Source organism: Halomonas ventosae, from assembly GCF_004363555.1.
GTDB lineage: Bacteria > Pseudomonadota > Gammaproteobacteria > Pseudomonadales > Halomonadaceae > Halomonas > Halomonas ventosae.
The window spans coordinates 133,752-154,771 of sequence record NZ_SNZJ01000001.1; the positions used below are offsets into that span (position 1 = coordinate 133,752).

General features: G+C 67.0%; 17 protein-coding genes. 14 read left to right on the plus strand and 3 right to left on the minus strand.

Annotated features, from left to right (window positions below; translation table 11 throughout):
- Positions 1-107: 107 nt before the first annotated feature.
- From clpX to DFP85_RS00680, 5 genes are all read left to right on the plus strand, one after another.
- Positions 108-1,388: an ATP-dependent Clp protease ATP-binding subunit ClpX gene (gene clpX / locus DFP85_RS00660; protein ID WP_133633934.1), complete on the plus strand. Its 1,281-nt coding sequence runs from the start codon at positions 108-110 to the stop codon at positions 1,386-1,388.
- A gap of 180 nt (positions 1,389-1,568) precedes the next feature.
- Complete coding sequence (gene lon, locus DFP85_RS00665) at positions 1,569-3,977, plus strand: endopeptidase La (RefSeq protein ID WP_133633936.1); 2,409 nt, start codon at positions 1,569-1,571, stop codon at positions 3,975-3,977.
- 177 nt (positions 3,978-4,154) lie between these two features.
- Positions 4,155-4,427: an HU family DNA-binding protein gene (locus DFP85_RS00670; protein WP_106231210.1), complete on the plus strand. Its 273-nt coding sequence runs from the start codon at positions 4,155-4,157 to the stop codon at positions 4,425-4,427.
- A 182-nt stretch (positions 4,428-4,609) separates the two neighbouring features.
- A complete protein-coding gene (locus DFP85_RS00675; RefSeq protein WP_133633938.1) occupies positions 4,610-6,427 on the plus strand; it encodes a SurA N-terminal domain-containing protein in 1,818 nt (605 codons plus the stop codon).
- Positions 6,428-6,682: 255 nt separating this feature from the next.
- Positions 6,683-7,708, plus strand: coding sequence for a CobW family GTP-binding protein (locus tag DFP85_RS00680; RefSeq protein ID WP_133633939.1), 1,026 nt, complete (start codon positions 6,683-6,685; stop codon positions 7,706-7,708).
- Between the two features lie 276 nt (positions 7,709-7,984).
- Here DFP85_RS00680 and DFP85_RS00685 read toward each other — a convergent pair whose 3' ends face one another.
- Together DFP85_RS00685 and DFP85_RS00690 are read right to left on the minus strand one after the other, a co-directional pair.
- Positions 7,985-8,746: a UDP-2,3-diacylglucosamine diphosphatase gene (locus tag DFP85_RS00685; RefSeq protein ID WP_133633941.1), complete on the minus strand. Its 762-nt coding sequence runs from the start codon at positions 8,744-8,746 to the stop codon at positions 7,985-7,987.
- A gap of 86 nt (positions 8,747-8,832) precedes the next feature.
- A complete protein-coding gene (locus DFP85_RS00690; protein ID WP_133633943.1) occupies positions 8,833-9,339 on the minus strand; it encodes a peptidylprolyl isomerase in 507 nt (168 codons plus the stop codon).
- A 349-nt stretch (positions 9,340-9,688) separates the two neighbouring features.
- On the opposite strand from DFP85_RS00690, the gene DFP85_RS00695 reads away from it, so the two are divergent.
- The 4 genes from DFP85_RS00695 to DFP85_RS00710 all read left to right on the plus strand — a co-directional run bounded on the left by DFP85_RS00695 (position 9,689) and on the right by DFP85_RS00710 (position 14,708).
- A complete protein-coding gene (locus DFP85_RS00695) occupies positions 9,689-11,398 on the plus strand; it encodes a glutamine--tRNA ligase/YqeY domain fusion protein (RefSeq protein ID WP_133633945.1) in 1,710 nt (569 codons plus the stop codon).
- A 14-nt stretch (positions 11,399-11,412) separates the two neighbouring features.
- Positions 11,413-12,834, plus strand: a complete 1,422-nt coding sequence (gene cysS, locus DFP85_RS00700; RefSeq protein WP_208108422.1) for a cysteine--tRNA ligase — start codon at positions 11,413-11,415, stop codon at positions 12,832-12,834.
- A gap of 225 nt (positions 12,835-13,059) precedes the next feature.
- Positions 13,060-14,406, plus strand: coding sequence for a type II toxin-antitoxin system HipA family toxin (locus DFP85_RS00705; protein WP_166644562.1), 1,347 nt, complete (start codon positions 13,060-13,062; stop codon positions 14,404-14,406).
- Positions 14,403-14,708, plus strand: coding sequence for a helix-turn-helix domain-containing protein (locus tag DFP85_RS00710; RefSeq protein WP_133633949.1), 306 nt, complete (start codon positions 14,403-14,405; stop codon positions 14,706-14,708). The genes DFP85_RS00705 and DFP85_RS00710 overlap by 4 nt, the downstream gene beginning before the upstream one ends.
- 64 nt (positions 14,709-14,772) lie before the next feature.
- On the opposite strand, the gene DFP85_RS00715 is transcribed toward DFP85_RS00710, so the two are convergent.
- Positions 14,773-15,783 (minus strand): DUF1853 family protein, encoded by a 1,011-nt coding sequence (locus DFP85_RS00715; RefSeq protein ID WP_133633951.1) that lies wholly within the window; start codon positions 15,781-15,783, stop codon positions 14,773-14,775.
- Between the two features lie 153 nt (positions 15,784-15,936).
- Here DFP85_RS00715 and osmF point away from each other — a divergent pair, with 153 nt between their 5' ends.
- The 5 genes from osmF (at position 15,937) to DFP85_RS00740 (ending at position 21,019) form a co-directional block, all read left to right on the plus strand.
- On the plus strand, positions 15,937-16,800 hold the full coding sequence (osmF, locus tag DFP85_RS00720) for a glycine betaine ABC transporter substrate-binding protein OsmF (RefSeq protein ID WP_243737174.1): 864 nt from the start codon (positions 15,937-15,939) through the stop codon (positions 16,798-16,800).
- 7 nt (positions 16,801-16,807) lie between these two features.
- Positions 16,808-17,968 (plus strand): ABC transporter permease, encoded by a 1,161-nt coding sequence (locus DFP85_RS00725; protein WP_166644563.1) that lies wholly within the window; start codon positions 16,808-16,810, stop codon positions 17,966-17,968.
- Positions 17,965-18,909 carry an ABC transporter ATP-binding protein gene (locus tag DFP85_RS00730; protein ID WP_133633956.1) on the plus strand — a complete coding sequence of 315 codons (945 nt, stop codon included), beginning with the start codon at positions 17,965-17,967 and terminating at the stop codon, positions 18,907-18,909. The genes DFP85_RS00725 and DFP85_RS00730 overlap by 4 nt, the downstream gene beginning before the upstream one ends.
- Positions 18,902-19,630, plus strand: coding sequence for an ABC transporter permease (locus DFP85_RS00735; RefSeq protein ID WP_133633958.1), 729 nt, complete (start codon positions 18,902-18,904; stop codon positions 19,628-19,630). The genes DFP85_RS00730 and DFP85_RS00735 overlap by 8 nt, the downstream gene beginning before the upstream one ends.
- Before the next feature lie 165 nt (positions 19,631-19,795).
- On the plus strand, positions 19,796-21,019 hold the full coding sequence (locus DFP85_RS00740) for a thiamine pyrophosphate-dependent dehydrogenase E1 component subunit alpha (RefSeq protein ID WP_133633960.1): 1,224 nt from the start codon (positions 19,796-19,798) through the stop codon (positions 21,017-21,019).
- Position 21,020: the final 1 nt, after the last annotated feature.

Genomic DNA, 21,020 nt, shown 5'->3' on the forward strand with positions numbered 1-21,020 from the left:
AGTGACCTTCATGCACTGAGACGTTTCCCGGCGGCCGAGGCCGCCGTGGTGAACCCGACGCCCCATGAGCCATACTATGGGGGCGTCACTATGAAAGAGGTACGCGAATGGCCGACGGCAAAGGCAAGGACGAAGGCGGCAAGCTGCTCTACTGCTCGTTCTGCGGCAAGAACCAGAATGAGGTACGCAAGCTGATTGCCGGCCCGTCCGTCTATATCTGCGATGAGTGTGTCGACCTCTGCAACGACATCATTCGCGAGGAGGTGCTCGATGCCGATGCCGAGACCGACGAGGAGCGCCTGCCCGCTCCCCGCGAGATTCGTCACACCCTCGATGACTACGTGATCGGCCAGGACCGCGCCAAGATGGTGCTGTCGGTGGCGGTCTACAACCACTACAAGCGTCTGCGCTTCGGCGCCAAGGACGACGCCGTCGAGCTTGGCAAGTCGAACATCCTGCTGATCGGCCCCACCGGTAGCGGCAAGACGCTGCTCGCCGAGACCCTGGCGCGGCTGCTCAATGTGCCCTTCACCATCGCCGATGCCACCACCCTCACCGAGGCGGGCTATGTCGGCGAGGACGTGGAGAACATCATCCAGAAGCTGCTGCAGAAGTGCGACTACGATGTGGAGAAGGCCCAGCGTGGCATCGTCTACATCGACGAGATCGACAAGATCTCGCGCAAGTCGGACAACCCCTCCATCACCCGTGACGTCTCGGGCGAGGGCGTGCAGCAGGCGCTGCTCAAGCTGATCGAGGGCACCACCGCCTCGGTGCCGCCCCAGGGCGGGCGCAAGCACCCCCAGCAGGAATTCCTGCAGGTCGATACCGGCAACATCCTGTTCATCGTCGGCGGCGCCTTCGCCGGGCTGGACAAGGTGATCCGGGATCGCGCCGAGAAGGGCGGCATCGGCTTCAATGCCGTGGTCAAGAGCAAGGACGAGACCAAGGGCGTCGGCGACCTGCTGCTCGACGTGGAGCCCGAGGACCTGGTCAAGTTCGGCCTGATCCCCGAGTTCGTGGGTCGCCTGCCGGTGATCGCCACCCTCACCGAGCTCACCGAGGATGCCTTGATCCAGATCCTCACCGAGCCGAAGAACTCGCTGATCAAGCAGTACGCCCGGCTGTTCGAGATGGAAGGCGTGGAGCTGGAGTTCCGCGAGGATGCCCTGCGGGCGGTGGCCGGCAAGGCCATGGCGCGCAAGACCGGCGCCCGCGGCCTGCGCTCGATCCTCGAGTCCGTGCTGCTCGATACCATGTACGAGATTCCCTCGCTGGAGGGGGTGTCCAAGGTGGTGATCGATGCCTCGGTCATCGCCGGCGAGAGCGAGCCGCTGCTGATCTACTCCCAGCAGGAAGCGCAGCGGGTCGACGGCACCGACGGCTGAACCAGCGGGCGCCATTCGCCCCGATGAGGGAGCGGCTTCATCCGCGAGGTGCCCGGTCGGCGCCTCGGGCGATGGACCCGCTCCCCTTCTTTTGCGCGCCGGCGCGTGCTGCCTTGCAATGCCGCCGGTTCGCCCCCACTCCTTGGGTATCCATCCGATTTCGTGTGAGGAACGTCTGCGATGCAGCAGAACGCCGAACAGACCCTGAGTCTGCCCCTTTTGCCACTGCGGGACGTGGTCGTCTACCCGCAGATGGTCATCCCGCTGTTCGTCGGCCGCGAGAAGTCGATCCAGGCGCTCGAGGCCGCCATGGCGGCCGACAAGCGCGTCCTGCTGGTGGCCCAGCGCGAGGCCAGCAAGGACGATCCCGATAACGAGGACATGTTCGCCATCGGCACCGTGGCCGAGATCATGCAGCTGCTCAAGCTGCCCGATGGCACCGTCAAGGTGCTGATCGAGGGCGAGTCCCGGGCCGATATCCGCGAGATCGTCGCCGTCGACGGTGGCTACAGCCGTGCCGAGGTGAGCCTGCGCGAGAGCGAGCCGCTCAGCGAGCGCGAGCAGGAGGCGCTGGTGCGGGTGCTGCTCAACCAGTTCGAGCAGTACGTGAAGATGTCGAAGAAGGTGCCCAACGAGGTGCTCAACTCGCTCTCCGGCATCGAGGACCCCAGTCGCCTGGTGGATACCATCTGTGCCCACCTGTCTCTGAAGATCGATGACAAGCAGCAGCTGCTGGAGATGGACCGGGTGCGCGATCGTATCGAGCACCTGATGGCGCTGATCGAGTCCGAGATCGACCTGCTGCAGGTGGAGAAGCGCATCCGCTCGCGGGTCAAGGACCAGATGGAGAAGTCCCAGCGAGAGTACTACCTGAACGAGCAGATGAAGGCCATCCAGAAGGAGATGGGCGAGCTCGAGAACGTGCCCAACGAGGCCGAGAAGTACGAGAAGGCCATCGAGGAATCCGGCATGCCCAAGGAGGCCCGCGACAAGGCCCTCCAGGAACTGGGCAAGCTGAAGATGATGTCACCGAACTCTGCCGAGGCCACGGTGGTGCGCTCCTACCTGGACTGGCTGGTGGCGGTGCCCTGGAAGAAGCGCACGCGCATCAAGCATGACCTGGTGCACGCCCAGAAGGTGCTCGACGAGGACCACTACGGCCTCGAGGAGGTCAAGGCGCGCATCCTCGAGTACCTCGCGGTGCACAAGCGGGTCAAGAAGCTCAAGGGACCGGTGCTCTGCCTGGTGGGGCCGCCCGGGGTGGGCAAGACCTCGCTGGGGCAGTCCATCGCCCGGGCCACCAACCGCAAGTACGTGCGCCTGGCGCTCGGCGGGGTGCGCGACGAGTCCGAGATCCGCGGCCATCGCCGCACCTATATCGGCTCGCTGCCGGGCAAGATGATCCAGCGCATGGCCAAGGCCGGGGTCAAGAACCCGCTGTTCCTGCTCGACGAGGTCGACAAGATCGGCATGGACCACCGCGGCGATCCCTCCTCGGCGCTGCTCGAGGTGCTGGACCCGGAGCAGAACGACACCTTTAGCGACCACTACCTGGAGCTGGACTACGATCTCTCCGAGACGCTGTTCATCTGCACCGCCAACTCGATGAACATCCCCGGGCCGCTGCTCGACCGCATGGAGGTGATCCGCCTGCCGGGCTACACCGAGGACGAGAAGCTGGCCATCGCCCGTCGCTACCTGGTGCCCAAGCAGCTCAAGGCCAACGGCTTCAAGGCGGAGGAGCTCGAGTTCTCCGACGATGCCCTGCTCGAGCTGATCCGCTACTACAGCCGCGAGGCCGGGGTGCGCGAGCTGGAGCGCCAGATCGCCAAGGTGTGCCGCAAGGTGCTGCGCGAGCGCCTCGAGAAGGAGAGCCAGGAGGGCGCCCAGGCGCCGGTGCTGCTCTCGGCGGCCGACATCGAGCCCTACGCCGGGGTGCGCCGCTACAGCTACGGCCTGGCCGACCAGGAGGACCAGGTCGGCCGGGTGACCGGCCTGGCGTGGACCTCGGTAGGCGGCGAGTTGCTCAATATCGAGTCGGTGATCACCCCCGGCAAGGGACGCCTGGACAAGACCGGCTCCCTCGGCGAGGTGATGAAGGAGTCGGTGAGCGCGGCCCAGACGGTGGTGCGTGCCCGGGCCCTGGCACTGGGGATCGACCCGGAGCGCTTCGAGAAGGAGGACCTGCACATCCACGTGCCCGAGGGTGCCACGCCCAAGGATGGTCCCAGTGCGGGCATCGCCATGGTCACGGCCATGGTCTCGGCTTACACGGGGCGTCCGGTACGCTGCGACGTGGCCATGACCGGCGAGGTCAACCTGCGCGGGGAGGTGCTGCCGATCGGCGGGCTGAAGGAGAAATTGCTGGCCGCCAGGCGCGGTGGTATAAAGATAGTGCTAATACCCGAGGAGAACCGCCGCGACCTCAAGGAGGTTCCGGACAATATCAAGGAAGCCCTCGATATTCGACCGGTTCGCTGGATCGATGATGTCCTGGAGGTGGCCCTGGCCGACAAGCCGGCGCCGAAAAAGGAGGAGCCGCGAGCGGAAGATTCCACCTCCTCGGCGTCGATGGTCAGTACGCACTAACGATAATTTCCTCGCCATGCCGGTCACAGAATCCCGGTATGGCGGGGGTTGGCAAGGAAGGTTGCTTGACAGGACTTTCACCGCATTGCTATAAACTACCGCCATGCTGTGATCGCGTCAGTCAGCCGAAAGTCTCGCCGATTAGAGCCAATTTACGAAAACGTCAAGGGGTGAAGTGTGAACAAATCCGAGCTGATCGAAGCCATTGCCGCGTCTGCCGACATTCCCAAGGCAGCGGCTTCTCGTGCGCTGGATGCCATGGTCGAGACCGTGACCGACAGCCTCAAGAAGGGTGACAGCGTTTCCCTGGTGGGCTTCGGTACCTTCCAGGTGAAGGAGCGCGCCGCCCGCACCGGCCGTAACCCGCAGACCGGTCAGCCGATCGAGATCAGCGCTGCCAAGGTGCCCAGCTTCAAGGCCGGCAAGGCGCTCAAGGACTCCGTCAACTGAGTCGACGGCGCCTGCCGCACCACTGACGGTTGGTTCCATAACAGGCGCATCGCCCCGGCGGTGCGCCTGTTCTTTTGTCGGTCCTCCTTTTTCGCCCACCCTCACCGCTGCCGGCGTCGCGTGATGCCCGGTGATGCGTATAATGTGGCGCGACCCGACTCACTTGATCCGCAGAGGCCTGCATGCTGCAAAGTATTCGTGACCGCTCCAGGAGCTGGGGCGCGAAGATCATCATCGGCGCCGTGGTCGTGACCATGGCGCTTTTCGGCGTGGAATCGCTGGTCGGACTGCTGGGCAACAGTGGCGACGAGGTCGCCGAGGTCAACGGCGAGCCGATCACCCGCCAGCAGCTGGAGATGGAAGTCCAGCGCGCGATCCGCAGCGGGCAGGTGCCGCCTGAGCAGGAGCGCGCGCTGCGGGCCGAGATGCTCGACATGCTGATCACCGACCGCCTGCTGACCCAGTATGCCGAGGAGGGTGGCCTGCATGTCTCCGAGGAGCAGCTCGACCAGCTGATCGTCAACCTGCCGGAGTTCCAGGACGCCAACGGTCGCTTCGACCGGGACCTGTTCCGCAACCGTCTCGCCAGTGCCGGCTTCACGCCGCTCTCGTTCCGCCAGCAGCTCAGCGTCGACGTGAAACGCCAGCAGCTCCAGCAGGGCCTGGCGGTGAGCGACTTCACCCTGGAGGAGGAGCGCGAGCGCCTCGCCGCGCTGCAGCGCCAGACCCGCACCTTTCGCCACCATGCCCTGGTGCCGGCGGACCTGGAGTCACCGCCCGAGGTCAATCAGCAGGCGCTGGAGGACTACTACGCCACCCACGAGGCGGACTACCGGCGTCCCGAACAGGTCCGGCTGAACTATGTGGTGCTCGACCGCCAGCAGATGGCCGAGCAGGCCGAGGTCAGCGAGGAGGCACTGCGTGAGGCCTGGGAGGAGGGCGCGGCCGAGGCGGACCGCCGGGTCTCCCACATCATGGTGACGTTCGGCGACGCGCGCAGCCGCAAGGAGGCCGAGGCCATCCTCGAGCAGGTGCAGGAGCGCCTCGCCGGGGGCGAGGCCTTCGACCAGCTGGCCGCCGAGGTGTCCGACGACACCTCCACCAGCGACAACGGCGGCGACCTTGGGGTCATCTCCCGCGGCTTCTTCGGCGAGGCCTTCGAGGAGGCGGCCTTCTCCCTGGGCGAGGGTGAGGTGTCCGAGATCGTCGAGACCGACAACGGCCTGCACCTGGTCAAGGTCACCGAGCTGGACCGTCCCGCCTTCGAGGAGAGCCGCGACGAGCTGCGTCGTCAGCTAGCCCGGGACCAGGTCACCGATGCCTTCAACGAGAAGGCCCAGCGCCTGATCGACGACAGCTTCGCCGCCGAGGACCTGGCGAGCGTGGCCGAGGACCTCGGCCTGGAACTGCAGCAGAGCGACTGGGTTGGTCGCGACGGCGCCGAAGGTGTGCTCTCCGAGCCGGGCGTGATGGAACAGGCCTTCAGTGGCGATGTCCTGGAGGAGCGCTATAACAGCGAGGTGATCGAGCTCGACGAGGATCGCCGCCTGGTGCTGCGGGTGGCCGAGCATCGCGAGGCGACCACCCTGCCGCTGGCCGAGGTGCGTGACGAGGTCGAGGCCGCGGTGCGCCGCGAGAAGACCCGTGAGGCGCTGGTCGAGCTGGCCGCGGAACGCGTCGAGCGCCTGCGCGCCGGCGAATCCCTGGAGATCGCGTGGCAGCAGGCCGAGGCCGTCAGCCGCCAGGGCGGGAGCGACCTCCCCAATGCACTGATCGAGGCCGCCTTCCGCCTGCCGCATCCCGAGGGTGACACGCCGGTCTACGGTCATGCCGTGGACGGCGAGCGCGTGGTGCTGATCGCCCTGGACGAGGTGCAGCCCGGCGAGCCCAACGAGCAGATCGAATCCTTCGTGGCCCGCATGGCGGAACGGCTTCGCGCCCAGGCAGCCATCCAGGGGCTGCTCGACGACCTGCGCGAGGAAGCCGAGATTCGGCGGTAGGACCCAGCTACAAGCACCGAGCGCCGAGCGCCGAGCTACAAGTAAACCCCGAAGGTCTCGGCCTTCGGGGTTTGCGTTTTCTCGAGAGCATCACATCGTGACCGCCGCTTGGCAGCTTGGCAGCTTGGCAGCTTGGCAGCTTGGCAGCTTGGCAGCTTGGCAGCTTGGCAGCTTGGCAGCTTGGCCGCTTGGCCGCTTGGCCTGCTGGCCCTTTATGTTACTCTATAACACTTTTGCCGCTCCCGGAGATTCGCCATGCCCGCTCCCCTGGCCAATGTGCCTGTCCATCTGGTCACCGGTTTCCTGGGTAGCGGCAAGAGCACCCTGATTCGCCGGCTGATCGAGCAGAAGCCCGAGGGGGAGCGCTGGGCCGTGGTGATCAACGAGTTCGGTCGGGTCGGCATCGACCAGGCGATGTTCGCCGAACGCGACGACCTGGTGGTCAAGGGGTTGCCGGGTGGCTGCCTCTGCTGCCAGTTGGCCTTCGTGCTGCAGGCCTCGCTGGTCAACTTGCTGCATCGCTACCGGCCGGACCGGCTGATCATCGAGCCCTCGGGGCTCGGTCATCCGGCGGGTCTGCTGGACGTGCTGCGCGGCGAGGGCTTCGAGGGAGTGCTGGACGTCCGGGACATCATCGCGCTGCTGGATCCCTGGCGCCTCGATGACCCGCGGGCCCGGGAGCACGAGACCTTCCGCGACCAGCTGGCCATGGCCGACGGGGTGGCGCTGACCATGACCGACCTGGCCACACCCGCTCAACGCGAGGCGGCCCGCGCCTGGCTGGGCGAGTGCTGGCCGGCCAAGCGCTGGCTCGCCGAGGCGCCCCATGGGGAGTTGCCGCCCTCCCTGCTGCTGGATAGCCGCCGGCATGCGAATTTGACCGCAGCCGCCTCGCCCTCTCACCAGGCAGCCCGTCCGGCGGCGGCCCCCCTGGTGCTCGATGACGTCGCGTTTCGCGAGCCGGAACCCGGCAGGCCGCTGCGGGAGGAGGGCGCTTCGCTGGGGCATGCCACCCTGGGGTGGCGATGGCATGCCGCCGAGGTCTTCGATCTGGACCGGGTCGCGATGCTGCTGGGCGAGCTATCCCCGGTGCTGCGGGTAAAGGGCGTGCTGCACACCACCGAGGGCTGGAAGCTCTACAACCGCGCCGGTGGCGCGGTCAGCCTCTCCGAGACCGCCTGGCGTCGGGATTCACGCCTTGAGCTGATCGGCGAGGCGGGCAGCCTGCCGGCGGCCGAGGAGTTGGAGGCGAGGCTGGCGACCTGCCTGGAACATCGCTGAGACACCTGGGTGGTGGAAGCGCTCGGTTCGGCGGCCGATTTGCCGCGCGATGGGGTTGTCGGAGGGCGCCATCAATCGCTTTGCAAGCAAAGCTCCCACGACAACCTGTTCGGTGACGCTATTCCCTGTAGGAGCGCTGCTTGCAGCGCGATTCTGTGGGCGCCATGCATCGTCGTGGGGGAGGCGAAGGGCCATACCCTTCGCCGTGCAAGCACGGCTCCTACAACTTCTCACCCGAGCTGTGTCATTGTGTAGGAGCGCTGCTTGCAGCGGGGTTCAGGAGAGCGAAACAGGCTGCAGCTGAGGTTCGGCGTCGTCCTCGACGACGATCTCCCAGCCCTTCCCGGGCTGCCAGTCGCCCAGCACATAGCGCTTTCCTGGCCGGCCGTCGACCTCGAGGTCATGCACCGCGGGGCGGTGGGTGTGGCCGTGGATCAAGGTCGTGACGCCGTGCTCGGCCATTGCCTTCGCCACCTCGTCCGGGGTCACGTCCATGATGTCCTCGGCCTTGTTGGAGTTGGCCTCACCGGACTGCTCGCGCAATTGCCTGGCCAGCGCGAGCCGCTCCTGGATCGGCATCGACAGCACCTGCTCCTGCCATAGCGGGTGGCGTGCCTGGGCGCGGAAGGCCTGGTAGGCCTCGTCGCGGGTGCAGAGGCTGTCGCCGTGCATCAGCAGGACGCGCTTGCCGCCGAGCGTCACCACGCTGGGGTCGGGCAGCAGGGAGGCGCCGGCCTCGTTGGCGAAACGCTCACCCAGCAGGAAGTCGCGGTTGCCGTGCATCAGGTAGAGGGCCGTGCCGCCATCGGCCAGGCGCTTCAGGGCGGCGGCGATCCGCGCGGCCAGGGGGGCGTTGCCGGTGGGGTCCTGCTCGCCCAGGTCGAGCAGGTCGTCGCCGATCCACGCCTCGAAGAAGTCGCCAAGGATGTAGAGGGCATCACAGCCCCGGGCGCGCTCGTCCAGCCAGTGCAGGAAGCCCTCGGTGACTTGGGGAGCGCCGGGGTGAAGGTGCAGGTCGGAAATCAGCAGGGTGGTCATGAGTGGCCCTGTTCAGACGGTGAAACGAAGCACGCCCGCCGCGATCGGGAAGCGTCGGGCGGGCGTGGTAGCAAGGCAGGTGACCGTCAGGCCGCCGGCTCGTCCTTCACGTAGGCCTTCTGGATGACCACGTCCTCGGCGGGCACGTCGGCGTGCATGCCGCGACGGGTGGTGGGCACGGCCTTGATCTTCTCGACCACGTCGATGCCCTCGACCACCTCGCCGAACACGCAGTAGCCCCAGCCCTGGACATTCTTGCCGCTGTGGTTGAGGAAGTCGTTGTCGGCGACGTTGATGAAGAACTGCGCGGTGGCGGAGTGCGGGTCCTGGGTGCGGGCCATGGCCAGGGTGCCGGTGGTGTTCTTCAGGCCGTTGTCGGCCTCGTTCTCCACCGGGTCACGGGTCGGCTTCTGGTTGAAGTCGGTGTCGAAGCCGCCGCCCTGGACCATGAAGCCCGGGATCACGCGATGGAAGAGGGTGCCGTCATAGAAGCCGTCGCGGACGTACTGCTCGAAGTTGGCGGCGGTCTTGGGCGCCTTCTCGTGGTTCAGGGCGATGGTGATATCGCCGAAATTGGTCTGCAGTACGATCATCGGTAAGTTCCTGTGCGGTAAAGGGGAGTTGCCTTGGCGTTGCCCATGGCTGTGGCGCTATAATAACGGTTTTGCTTCCAAGCGCGAAGCGAGCAAGGGGCCAGACACCGGGAGTGCCGATGGCGGTATCGCTCGGGGCTGATCCGGCGGCAGGCTTGCGGAGTGCCGCACCATCGAGGAGGCGCTGTGAACCCCTCCCTGGGCGCTACCGACGCCATCCCTGGCGTAGGACCTCCTCTACGGCCTGCCCCCGGCGCCCCTCGCTGAGGCACCGCCACCCCATAGCCCTAGGCTCGCCATGCTCGCGCCGCCAGGTCCGCACCTTCAATCAGAGGTTGTTTCTTCCACCATGTCCACCGACACCACCAGCGCGCCGAATTTCATCCGCAACCAGATCCGCGAGGAGATCGAGGCCGGCCGTAGCGGGAAGATCGTGACCCGCTTCCCGCCGGAGCCCAACGGCTTTCTGCATATCGGCCATGCCAAGTCGATCTGCCTGAATTTCGGGCTCGCCGAGCACTTCGGTGGCGACTGTCATCTGCGCTTCGACGACACCAACCCGGCCAAGGAGGAGCAGGCCTACATCGACGCCATCAAGGCGGACGTTCACTGGCTGGGCTTCGAGTGGGCGGGGCCGGTGCGCTTCGCCTCGGACTACTTCGACCAGCTCTATGCCTGGGCACAGCACCTGGTGCGCGAGGGCAAGGCCTATGTCGACGACCTCTCGCCGGATGAGATCCGTGAGTACCGCGGCACCCTGACCGAGGCGGGCAAGCCGAGCCCCTATCGCGAGCGCAGCGCGGACGAGAACCTCGACCTGCTCGAGCGCATGCGCAACGGCGAGTTCGCCGAGGGCGAGAAGGTGCTGCGGGCGAAGATCGACATGGCCGCGCCGAACATCAACCTGCGCGACCCGATCCTCTACCGCATCCGTCACGCCAGCCACCACCAGACCGGCGACAAGTGGAAGATCTACCCCTCCTACGACTTCACCCACGGCCAGTCGGACGCCCTGGAGGGGGTGACCCACTCGATCTGCACCCTGGAGTTCGAGGACCATCGCCCGCTCTACGACTGGTTCCTCGACAACCTGCCGGTGCCGGCGAAGCCCCGCCAGATCGAGTTCGCCCGACTCAACCTCAACTACACCCTGACCTCCAAGCGCAAGCTCAAGCTGCTGGTGGACGAGGGCATCGTCGACGGCTGGGATGACCCGCGCCTGCCGACCATCTCCGGCATGCGGCGTCGCGGCTACACCCCGGCCTCGATCCGCAAGTTCTGCGAGATGATCGGCGTCACCCGCGCCGACGGCGGCCTGGTGGATATCGCCATGCTCTACCATGCGATTCGCTCGGACCTCGAGGACAATGCGCCGCGCGCGATGGCCGTGCTGAGGCCCCTGAAGGTGGTGCTGACCAACGTGCCGGAGGATCACGAGGAGCTCTATGAGGTGCCCGGCCACCCCGCCCGCGAGGACATGGCGGTGCGTCGCGTGCCGTTCACCCGCGAGATTTTCATCGACCAGGATGACTTCATGGAGGAGCCGCCCAAGAAGTTCTTCCGCCTGGCACCGGGCAAGGAGGTGCGCCTGCGCAACAGCTACGTGATCCGCTGCGACGAGGTGGTCAAGGACGCCGCCGGCGAGATCAGCGAGCTGCGCTGCTCCGTGGACTTCGACACCCTGGGCAAGAACCCCGAGGGGCGCAAGGTCAAGGGGGTGATCCACTGGGTCAGCGCCGAGCACGGCGTGCCCATGGAGGTGCGGCTCTACGACAACCTCTTCCTCGAGGAGCAGCCCGACAAGGACAAGGATGCCGACTTCCTCGAGCACCTCAATCCCGAGTCGCTGGTGACCGTGCAGGCCATCGGCGAGCCGAGCCTGGCCGGGAGCGAGCCGGAGAGCCGCTTCCAGTTCGAACGCGTGGGCTACTTCTGCGCCGACCGCCATGCCAGCCGCGACGGCAGGCTGGTGTTCAACCGCACCGTGGGACTCAAGGACAGCTGGGCCAAGGTCCAGAAGAAAGACGCTCAGAACAAAGACGCGCAGAAGAAGGGGTGAACGTGAGCGCCGATATGCAGATCTACAACACGCTGACCCGTCGCAAGGAGCCCTTCACGCCCATCGAGCCGGGCAAGGTGCGCATGTATGTCTGCGGCATGACCGTCTATGACTTCTGCCACCTGGGGCATGCCCGGGTGATGGTGGCCTTCGACGTCATCACCCGCTACCTGCGGGCCCGGGGCTATGAGGTCACCTATGTGCGCAACGTCACCGACATCGACGACAAGATCCTCAGGCGCGCCGAGGAAAACGGCGAGTCGATCACCTCGCTCACCGAGCGCATGATCGAGGCCATGCACGAGGACGAGGCGCGCCTCGGCGTGCTGTCCCCGGATCGCGAGCCCCGCGCCACCCGGCATATCGGCGAGATCATCGCCATGATCGAGACGCTGATCGCCAAGGGCTACGCCTACGCCGCCGACAACGGCGACGTCTACTACCGGGTACGCCGCTTTGAGCGCTATGGCCGACTGAGCAACCGCGACCCCGACGAGATGCGCGCCGGTGCCCGCATCGAGGTGGACGAGCACAAGGAGGACCCGCTGGACTTCGTGCTGTGGAAGGCGGCCAAGCCCGGCGAGGCGAGCTGGCCCTCGCCCTGGGGCGAGGGGCGGCCCGGCTGGCACATCGAGTGCTCGGCCATGTCGACCTGCTGCCTGGGCGAGACCTTCGATATCCACGGGGGCGGGCCGGACCTGATGTTCCCCCACCACGAGAACGAGATCGCCCAGAGCGAGGCGGCCACCGGCCATGCCTACGTCCATACCTGGATGCACGCCGGGGCGGTGCGGGTGAATCACGAGAAGATGTCCAAGTCGCTGGGCAACTTCTTCACCATCCGCGAGGTGCTGGAACACCACGACCCGGAGGTGGTGCGCTACCTGCTGGTGGCCAGCCACTACCGCAGCCCGATCAACTATGCGCCGGAGTCCCTGGCCGAGGCGCGCAAGTCGCTGGAGCGCTTCTACAACTCACTGGAAGGTCTTTCGCTCGAAGGGCTGTCACTGGAAGGCAGCGAGCCCGTGGCAGGGGAGGTGGATGGCCGCTTCGACGAGCGCTTTACCGCCGCCATGGACGATGACTTCAACACCGCCGAGGCGCTGTCGGTGCTCTTCGACCTGGCCCGCGAGCTGAACCGCGCCCGGAAGGAGGCGCCCGAGCAGGCCCCGGCGCTGGCCGCCGAGCTCAGGCGCCTGGGCGGTATCCTGGGGCTGCTGCAGCAGGACCCGGTTGCCTTCCTCAAGGGGGGAGCGGGTGACCTGCCACTCTCGGAAGCGGAGATCCAGGCGAGGATCGACGCGCGGGCCGCGGCCAAGAAGGCCAGGGACTTCGCTGCCGCCGATGCCATCCGCGACGAGCTCGCCGCGCTGGGCATCATCCTCAAGGATGCCCGCGAGGGGACGACCTGGGTGTTCGACAAGCCGGAAGGCTGACGCTCCGTTCCACGCTCCAATACGCCCTGCCCGCCGCAAGGTGGGCCGGGCGTGTTATTTAAACAGCCGCGTCTCCATATCGTTAATCAGTGTCATCGTAGCGCTGTAAGGGATTTTGTGCAGCGTACTGCTCAAACTATTCCCATAAAGTTTTTCCTGTGCGCTATACTGCTCATATATTCGAAGTTAAGTCATTTTTGAGCATTTTACTGTGCAGGGGATGCCTTGGAACTGACGGTGCAGATTCATTTCGATCAAGCCTGGCATGATGCGGCGATTCTGGCCTTGCCATCACCTGAGCGTGGAGTACGGGGGGAGTCTCGGCTGCGCTATGTGTCCCATTATGCCGTCGACTGGATGTACCACGATGACTTTCATGCCTGCAGCCTGCTGCTGCCTGTGGAGCTGATGCTGACCCATGAGTGCCCACGCTGGTTTGGCTTTCTGGAAGACATCATGCCGGCGGGCGCCAGCCGTCGCTTCTGGGTAAGCTACCTTGGCCTGCAAGATCTGCCTGAAGGTCACCAGGACACGGAACTACTGGCCCGAGGGACCATCGCCCCGGTGGGTAACCTGCGTATCAAGGAGGCGGTGCCCGACGATGCCATGAGTGATGCCCTGGGGGAGCGGCGCTTTCCGATGCGTAGCGTCGTGGAGCGTGATGTGGATTTCCTGGAGTATGCCCAGCAGATGGGCGCGGCCAGCGGGGGAGCGACGGGGGCTGGCGGGGAGGCCCCCAAACTGCTGTTGCGGCTGGACAAGGATGAGCAGGTCTGGATCGACACCTGGCAGGAAGAGTGCTGTCGGCCGGATACGCCAATGCTGGTCAAGTTCCCTCGAGGCAGTCGCTCCAGCGATGACTGCGACATCCTGCGCGCCGAGTACCACTACTACCAGGAACTGGCAGAGCTGGGCGTCGACACTATCGATACGCGGGGCATGCGTTTGATCGAGGGTGATCGTTACCCTTCGCTCTGGCTGCCACGCTTCGACATGCAGTATCTCGACGGGGCCTGGGTACGATATGGGCTGGAATCCGTCTACTCCTTGATGGGGGTGGCACCGGGCAGTTTTCTTCGGCACGGCGAGGTTCTGCGCCAGCTGGTGGGCCTGCTGCAGGAACAGTACCGGGTCTGCGAACTGGGCGATAGTTTTGACACCCAAGCCTTCGTGATCGAGTGGGTCAAGCGTGACCTGCTCAACATCGCTTTTGGCAATTCCGACAACCATGGTCGCAATTCGGCGCTGCTCAAGTGCCACAAGGGAATCTGGTTATCCCCGGTCTACGATTTCGCCCCCATGAAGGCCGATCCTGAGGGAGTGACGCGCACGATGCAGTGGGGGGCGCCCCTCGAGGTGGGCGGTGAGTTTGACTGGCACGGCATTGCGGACTCTCTCGCCGACCTGGCGGCGCCCGACCGCCTGATGACAGCGTTGCAGCAACTGGGTGTCGCCCTCGCGGGCCTAGAGGGACGCTTGGCTGCGCGAGGGCTTCCCTCTCGCATCCTGGACAAGCCGGCAGTAGGCTTGCGCTCTCTGGACACACGACTCAAGCGCTGGGGACTGCTGTGAAGCCCCGTGATGCTGAAGACCGCGAAGCGGCGCTGGTGACGCTGCTGCAACGCTTCTATGCCGGCGAGCTGACCGAGGGCCAGCTGCTGCGGGCACTGCGGCGCGATGTGCTGGGTCTTTCCCAGACGCGCTATGCCGCCCTGGTTGGCATCAGTCGTCGCACGCTTTCCGATCTGGAGGGAGACAAGGGCAATGTTACCCTCGCGGTCGTGAATCGGGTCTTCAAACCGCTGGGGCTCCAGGTCGGACTGTTGCCACGCAAGCGACGCCTGCTGGATCAAGCGCTTAAGCCAACCGATTAACGGGGAGCGACCCCGAGGCAGGCTGCTTGATGAAGCTGCCTGGAGGAGGCCGCAGCACTCGCTATCAGGTTCCAGAGCTGCTTCGACAGGACGAGGGGGAGTAGGGGAAAGGCGGCAGCGGAATCTGCCGCGGCCAGTCATCACCGACCACGAACAGCCGCCGCCAGCCCATATCCACATGCCACAGGGCCAGCTGGACAGGGGAGGCCGGCCTGCCAAGGTGCTGGGCTAGCCGGGCCTCCAGGTCGCGTAGCGGCACTAGGGCCTCGCGCCGGGGCAGGGCGAGCCAGTGGGGCTTGTGCAGCCAGGCGCCTCGGGTGCCCCGGGGCAGGCCATCGCGCAGCCGGTGCCACTCCCGGGCGAACAGCCAGTGTCCCTGGAGGTGGTGGGGGGTGGCCTCCCGCGGGGCCGGCAGGGGGGCATGCCAGGGATAGAAGAGCACCCCCGGGATCGCCAGCCGCACGGCCAGGGGCGACGCCCCGTCCTGCCCGGGGGGCGAGTGGGACGACAGCAGCGGTGCCAGGGCTTCGCGCGCCTCGGGGGAGTCGGTGAGCCTGAGCTGGTGGCGGTGCAGGTGCTCGCGCTTGGCGGCCAGGCTGTCGGCCCCGCCCGGGCCGATCCAGCGGGCCTGGCTGTCCGCCGCGCCCGGCCCCTGGGGCAGGCCCAGGTAGAACTTGATGGCGACCTCCAGGTGCACCAAGCTGGTGTCCGTCCGTCCCCGGTAGAGCAGGTCGAGCTCGCCCAGGGTGCGCTTGCCCTGGTGGATGCGCAGGTTGTGGGCCAGCAGCCGGGTGCCGGGCGCCTCCGAGAGCAGGAACTGCCAGAGCCGCTCGTGGTAGAGCCCCATGCGCCCCTTGAGCGCCGGTGCCAGGTGCGCCTCCAGGGCGTCGGGTGCCGCCTCCAGGGCATCCAGCCAGGTCGCCAGCCGGTCGTCATCGTCCAGGCCCAGTTCGCTGCGCGTGGGCCGCCCCGGGCAGGGCATCGCGATCAGGTCGGGGGCCAGCACGATCCACGCCAGGTCGCGAACCAGCGGGTGGTGGCAATGGTCGAGGAGTCCGCTTCCGGATGGGGCCATGGCGATGTCCGACGTTGATGGGCGGGTCTGACAGACAAGCTGTACAGGCCTTATACTCAGGATACATTCACAAGGAACCGGGTGAACATGATGATCCGAACGCTGATTTCCCGCCCAGTGTCTCGATGCGCGGCGCTGGCCGCCGGTACCCTCATGGCCCTCTCGGCCCAGGCGCAGGACCCCGTGGTGGTCTCCTCCAAGATCGATACCGAGGGGGCGGTGCTTGGCCAGCTGATCCTGCAGCGCCTCGACGAGGGCGGTATCGAGGTCGAGGATCGCCTCCAGCTGGGGGCAACCAGCATCGTGCGCGAGGCGCTGGTCGCCGGCGAGATCGACCTCTACCCCGAGTACACCGGCAACGGCGCCTTCTTCTTCGACATGACCGACAGCCCGGTGTGGAAGGATGCCGATCAGGCCCTCGAGACGGTGCGCGAGAAGGATCGCGAGGCCAACGGCCTGGTCTGGCTGACGCCGGCCGAGGCCAACAACACCTGGGCCATCAGCGTGCGCGGCGAGCTTGCCCGCGAGAACGGGCTGGGAAGCCTGGAGGACCTGGCGGCCTACCTCGATGACGGCGGCGAGTTCAAGCTGGCGGCCAGCGCCGAGTTCGTCGAGTCGCCCCAGGCCCTGCCGGCCTTCCAGGAGGCCTATGGCTTCGAGCTTTCCGAGGAGCAGCTGCTGGTGCTCTCCGGCGGCAACACGGCGGCCACCATGCGCGCCGCGGCCCAGCAGACCAGCGGCGTCAACGCCGCCATGACCTATGGCACCGACGGCGGCCTTCAGGCGCTGGACCTCGTGGTCATGGACGACACCCTGGGGGTCCAGCCGGTCTACCAGCCCGCCCCGGTGGTGCGCGAGGAGGTGCTCGAGCGCTACCCCGAGATCGAGTCCCTGCTCGAGCCGGTCTTCCAGGCACTGGACCTCGAGACCCTGCAGCGTCTCAATGGCGACGTGGCGGTGAACGGACGGGATCCCGCGGCGGTTGCCGCCGACTTCCTCGACACCCTGGAAGACTGAGGCCGCCTTGCGCCCGGAGAACCCCGGACCCAACGTCGTCCTGCTGAGCCTGTCACTGGTCGCCCTGGCCGCCTGGTTGGGGCTGGACACGGTCAGCGTGGCCGCCAATCGCATCGTGCCCGGCACCGGTCATGGGGTTGCCGACGTCATCGGTGTCGCGGGGGCGCTTGTCAGCGGTGTGCCCTGGCTGGCGCTCGCCGGGTTCGCCTGGCGTCCCACGTCGCGTCGCTTCGCCCTGGCCCTCGCCCTGGTGGTGCTGATGCTCTCGGCCCTGCCGGCCTGGCTGGCGCTGTCGGCCGTCACCCTGGTCGACAGCGCCCAGGCCCGCCTGGGTATCGGGGCCGGCATCTGGGTGGTGCTCTTCCTGTTGCTGCTGGTCATGATCGAGCTGCGCAGTCGGCTCGTGCTGTCGCGGCCGATCGGCTGGGCCTTGCTGCTGCCCCCGGTGGTGAGCGCGGGACTCTGCCTCAGCCTCTGGCTGGAGCCGCTGGCGCTGTGGCAGGAGTATCGCGGCCGCAGTGGCCAGTTCCTGGGCGCCGTCGTCGAGCACCTGCTGCTGGTCGGGGTGGCGGTGGGGACGAGCCTGGTGCTCGGCGTGCTCCTGGCGCTGGCCATGCGCCGCTGGCCCGGCGTGCAGAAGGCGGGCTTCGGCGTGCTCAATTTCCTGCAGACGATCCCCAGCATCGCGCTCTTCGGCCTGCTGCTGGCGCCGCTCGCCTGGCTGTCGGCGAACGTCGAGTGGCTGGCGGCGCTGGGCGTCAGCGGCATCGGCTGGGCGCCGGCCCTGCTGGCGCTGGTGGGCTACAGCCTGCTGCCCATGGTGCGCAATACCTTCGTCGCCCTGGAGGCGGTCGACCCCGGGGTGATCGATGCCGCCCGCGGCATGGGCATGAGCCGCGGCCAGGTATTCCGCCAGGTGCGCCTGCCGCTGGCGCTGCCGGTGATCCTCGAGGGCATCCGCATCACCACGGTACAGGCCATCGGGCTGACCGCCGTGGCCGCGCTGATCGGTGCCGGGGGACTGGGCACCTTCATCTTCCAGGGGCTCGGCCAGGCCGCCATGGACCTGGTGCTGCTGGGCGCGCTGCCCATCCTGGTGATGGCGCTGCTGGTGGATGCCCTGCTCGGCGCCCTGACCGACGTCCTGCGCCCGGGAGGGGCGAAATGATCGACCTGATCCATGTCACCAAGCGCTTCGGCGCCACCACCGCGGTGGATGATATCTCGCTGAGCGTGGCCCGGGGCGAGCTCTGCGTGCTGGTGGGCACCTCCGGCTGCGGCAAGTCGACCACGCTGCGCATGATCAATCGGCTGATCGAGCACAGCGAGGGCGAGATTCACATCGATGGCCAGCAGATCCGCGCCTTCCGCGAGGAGACCCTGCGTCGACGCATGGGGTACGCGATCCAGAGCACGGGGCTCTTTCCCCACTGGACGGTGGCCCGCAATATCGGCCTGGTGCCGCGGCTGCTCAAGTGGCCGGCCGCGAAGGTCCAGGCGCGGGTCGAGGAGCTGATGGCGTTGCTGGGGCTCTCCATGGAGGAGTTCGCCGGCAAGTATCCCCACCAGCTCTCCGGCGGACAGGCGCAGCGCGTGGGGGTCGCCCGGGCGCTGGCTGCCGACCCGGACATCCTGCTGATGGACGAGCCCTTCGGCGCCCTGGATCCCATCACCCGGGAGAGCCTGCAGGAGGAACTGCGCGAGCTGCAGGCCCGGCTTCACAAGACCATCGTCTTCGTCACCCACGACATGGACGAGGCGCTGCGCCTGGCGGACCACCTGGTGGTGATGCATCAGGGGCGCATCGTCCAGCAGGGACGGCCCCTGGAGCTGCTTCGCGAACCGGCGGACGGTTTCGTCGAGTCGCTGCTCGGGGGCGAGGACCGCGGCCTGAAGGAGGCGGCGCTGCTGCCGGTCAGCCAGCGGATGCGGCCGCTGGGGGCGCAGTCGCCCGCCGACGAGCGGATCGGCCAGCATGTCAGCCTGCGCGAGGCGCTCTCGGTGATGCTGTGGCGTCATGCCGAGCGCCTCACCGTGGTGGATGACGACGGACAGCCGGTGGGCGAGCTCTCCCTGCGCCGCCTGGTGGGAGCACGCAGCGATGACTGAGCTTCGCCGCTGGGCCGTGCCGCTTGGCTGGCTGGTGTTGCTGCTGGCGGCAACGCTCGGCATGGGGCAGCTGGAGGGGCTGTTTCGCTGGATCGAGGCCGACAGCCGCCAGGTGATCTATGCGCGTGCCGACTTCGCGACCCTGCTGGGTCGCCATCTGCTGGTGGTGAGCGTGGCGGCGGTGCTGGCCATCCTGGTGGGGGTGGGGGCCGCTATCGCGGCCACTCGCCGCTGGGGGCGGGACTTCCTGCCACTGGTCAGCCAGCTGGCCTCCATCGGTCAGACCTTTCCGCCGGTGGCAGTGCTGGCGCTGGCGGTGCCGGTGCTGGGCTTCGGCACCCTGCCGATCATCGTGGCGCTGCTGCTCTATGGCCTGCTGCCGATCGTGCGCAACACCCTGGCCGGGCTCGAGGGCATCGACCCCGGCGTGATGGAGGCGGCGCGCGGCATGGGCATGAGCGGCGGCCAGATCCTGCGCCAGGTGGAGCTGCCGCTGGCCGCGCCGGTGATCCTCGCCGGGATCCGCACCTCCGTCACCATCAACATCGCCACGGCGGCCATCGGCGCCACCGTGGGGGCGAGCAACCTGGGCGACCCGATCATCTCGGGGATCGTCAACGGCAACACCGCCTATGTGGTGCAGGGGGCGCTGCTGATCGGGCTGCTGGCCATCAGCGTGGACAGCCTCTTCAGCCGGTTGCCGCTGGCCGGCGCCCGCTGATCGGACCACGCTGGCCCGGCTCGATTTCCGACCTTCGGGGCTACCCAAGCTCTTCAGTTTACGTTAACGTCAATCCTGTTGCGTTGACCGTCCCCGGGGCGACCCCCTGGCGGATCGGGACATTAAGGACAACACTGCCCCCAAAAGGGGCACAGGATCACGACGATGACAACAACAGCGGATATTCACGAGCCGACCTTCCTGGCCGGTGACGAGTTCAGCATTCCCACCTTCCGGCTGCTCAAGCAGGACGGCACCCTCCACGAGGGCGCCACGGCGCCCGAGCTGGAGCACGACAAGGCGCTGGCTATCTACCGCGCCATGGTGGCCACCCGCGTGCTCGACGAGCGGATGCTCGCCGCCCAGCGACAGGGACGGCTCTCCTTCTACATGCAGTGCACCGGCGAGGAGGCCGCGGTGGTCGGCGCCACGGCGGCGCTGGATGATGCCGACATGATCATGGCCCAGTATCGCGAGCAGGGCGCCCTGGTCTATCGCGGCTTCACCTTCGACGAGTTCATGAACCAGCTGTTCGGCAACGAACTGGACTACGGCAAGGGCCGCCAGATGCCGATCCACTACGGGTCGCGCAAGCTCCACTACATGACCATCTCCTCGCCGCTGGGCACCCAGATTCCCCAGGCCACCGGTTACGCCTATGGCCAGAAGCTCGCCGGCGACGGCCAGTGCACCACGGTGTTCTTCGGCGAGGGGGCCGCCTCAGAGGGCGACTTCCACGCCGCCCTGAACATGGCGGCGGTCCACGAGGTGCCGGTGATCTTCTTCTGCCGCAACAACGGCTATGCGATCTCCACCCCCTCCATCGAGCAGTTCGCCGCCGATGGCGTGGCACCGCGGGCCTTCGGCTATCGCATGCACGTGATTCGCGTCGACGGCAACGACATCCTGGCGGTCTACTCGGCGACCCGGGAGGCGCGCCGGATCGCCGTGGAGCACAACAAGCCGGTGCTCATCGAGGCCATGAGCTATCGCCTGGCCGCCCACTCCTCCTCGGACGACCCCTCCGGCTACCGCTCGAAGAAGGAGGAGGAGGCCTGGCGCGAGAAGGACCCCATCCTGCGCATGCAGCGCTGGCTGATCGACCTGGGCTGGTGGAGCGAGGAGGAGGAGAAGGCCCTTCAGGAGAGCCTGCGTCGCGAGGTGCTGGAGACCATGAAACGCGCCGAGAAGCGTCCGCCGCCCCCCCTGGACAGCCTGGTGTCCGATGTCTATGCCGACGTCACCCCGGAGCTGCAGCGTCAGCTCGACGCCCTGAAGACCCATATCCGCCAGTACCCGGAGGCCTACCCCAAGGGGGCGCGCTCCCTGGATCCGGACGTCAAGGCCCGTGACGACGCCAGCGACGCAGAAGCCCAAGGAGGGGAGTGAG

Excerpts from the sequence above, each read along its gene's own strand:
- clpX (WP_133633934.1), top strand. The coding sequence starts at position 108 with ATGGCCGACGGCAAAGGCAAGGACGAAGGCGGCAAGCTGCTCTACTGC.
- lon (WP_133633936.1), top strand. The coding sequence starts at position 1,569 with ATGCAGCAGAACGCCGAACAGACCCTGAGTCTGCCCCTTTTGCCACTG.
- DFP85_RS00675 (WP_133633938.1), top strand. The coding sequence starts at position 4,610 with ATGCTGCAAAGTATTCGTGACCGCTCCAGGAGCTGGGGCGCGAAGATC.
- DFP85_RS00680 (WP_133633939.1), top strand. The coding sequence starts at position 6,683 with ATGCCCGCTCCCCTGGCCAATGTGCCTGTCCATCTGGTCACCGGTTTC.
- DFP85_RS00685 (WP_133633941.1), bottom strand. The coding sequence starts at position 8,746 with ATGACCACCCTGCTGATTTCCGACCTGCACCTTCACCCCGGCGCTCCC.
- DFP85_RS00690 (WP_133633943.1), bottom strand. The coding sequence starts at position 9,339 with ATGATCGTACTGCAGACCAATTTCGGCGATATCACCATCGCCCTGAAC.
- DFP85_RS00695 (WP_133633945.1), top strand. The coding sequence starts at position 9,689 with ATGTCCACCGACACCACCAGCGCGCCGAATTTCATCCGCAACCAGATC.
- cysS (WP_208108422.1), top strand. The coding sequence starts at position 11,413 with ATGCAGATCTACAACACGCTGACCCGTCGCAAGGAGCCCTTCACGCCC.
- DFP85_RS00715 (WP_133633951.1), bottom strand. The coding sequence starts at position 15,783 with ATGGCCCCATCCGGAAGCGGACTCCTCGACCATTGCCACCACCCGCTG.
- osmF (WP_243737174.1), top strand. The coding sequence starts at position 15,937 with ATGGCCCTCTCGGCCCAGGCGCAGGACCCCGTGGTGGTCTCCTCCAAG.
- DFP85_RS00730 (WP_133633956.1), top strand. The coding sequence starts at position 17,965 with ATGATCGACCTGATCCATGTCACCAAGCGCTTCGGCGCCACCACCGCG.
- DFP85_RS00735 (WP_133633958.1), top strand. The coding sequence starts at position 18,902 with ATGACTGAGCTTCGCCGCTGGGCCGTGCCGCTTGGCTGGCTGGTGTTG.
- DFP85_RS00740 (WP_133633960.1), top strand. The coding sequence starts at position 19,796 with ATGACAACAACAGCGGATATTCACGAGCCGACCTTCCTGGCCGGTGAC.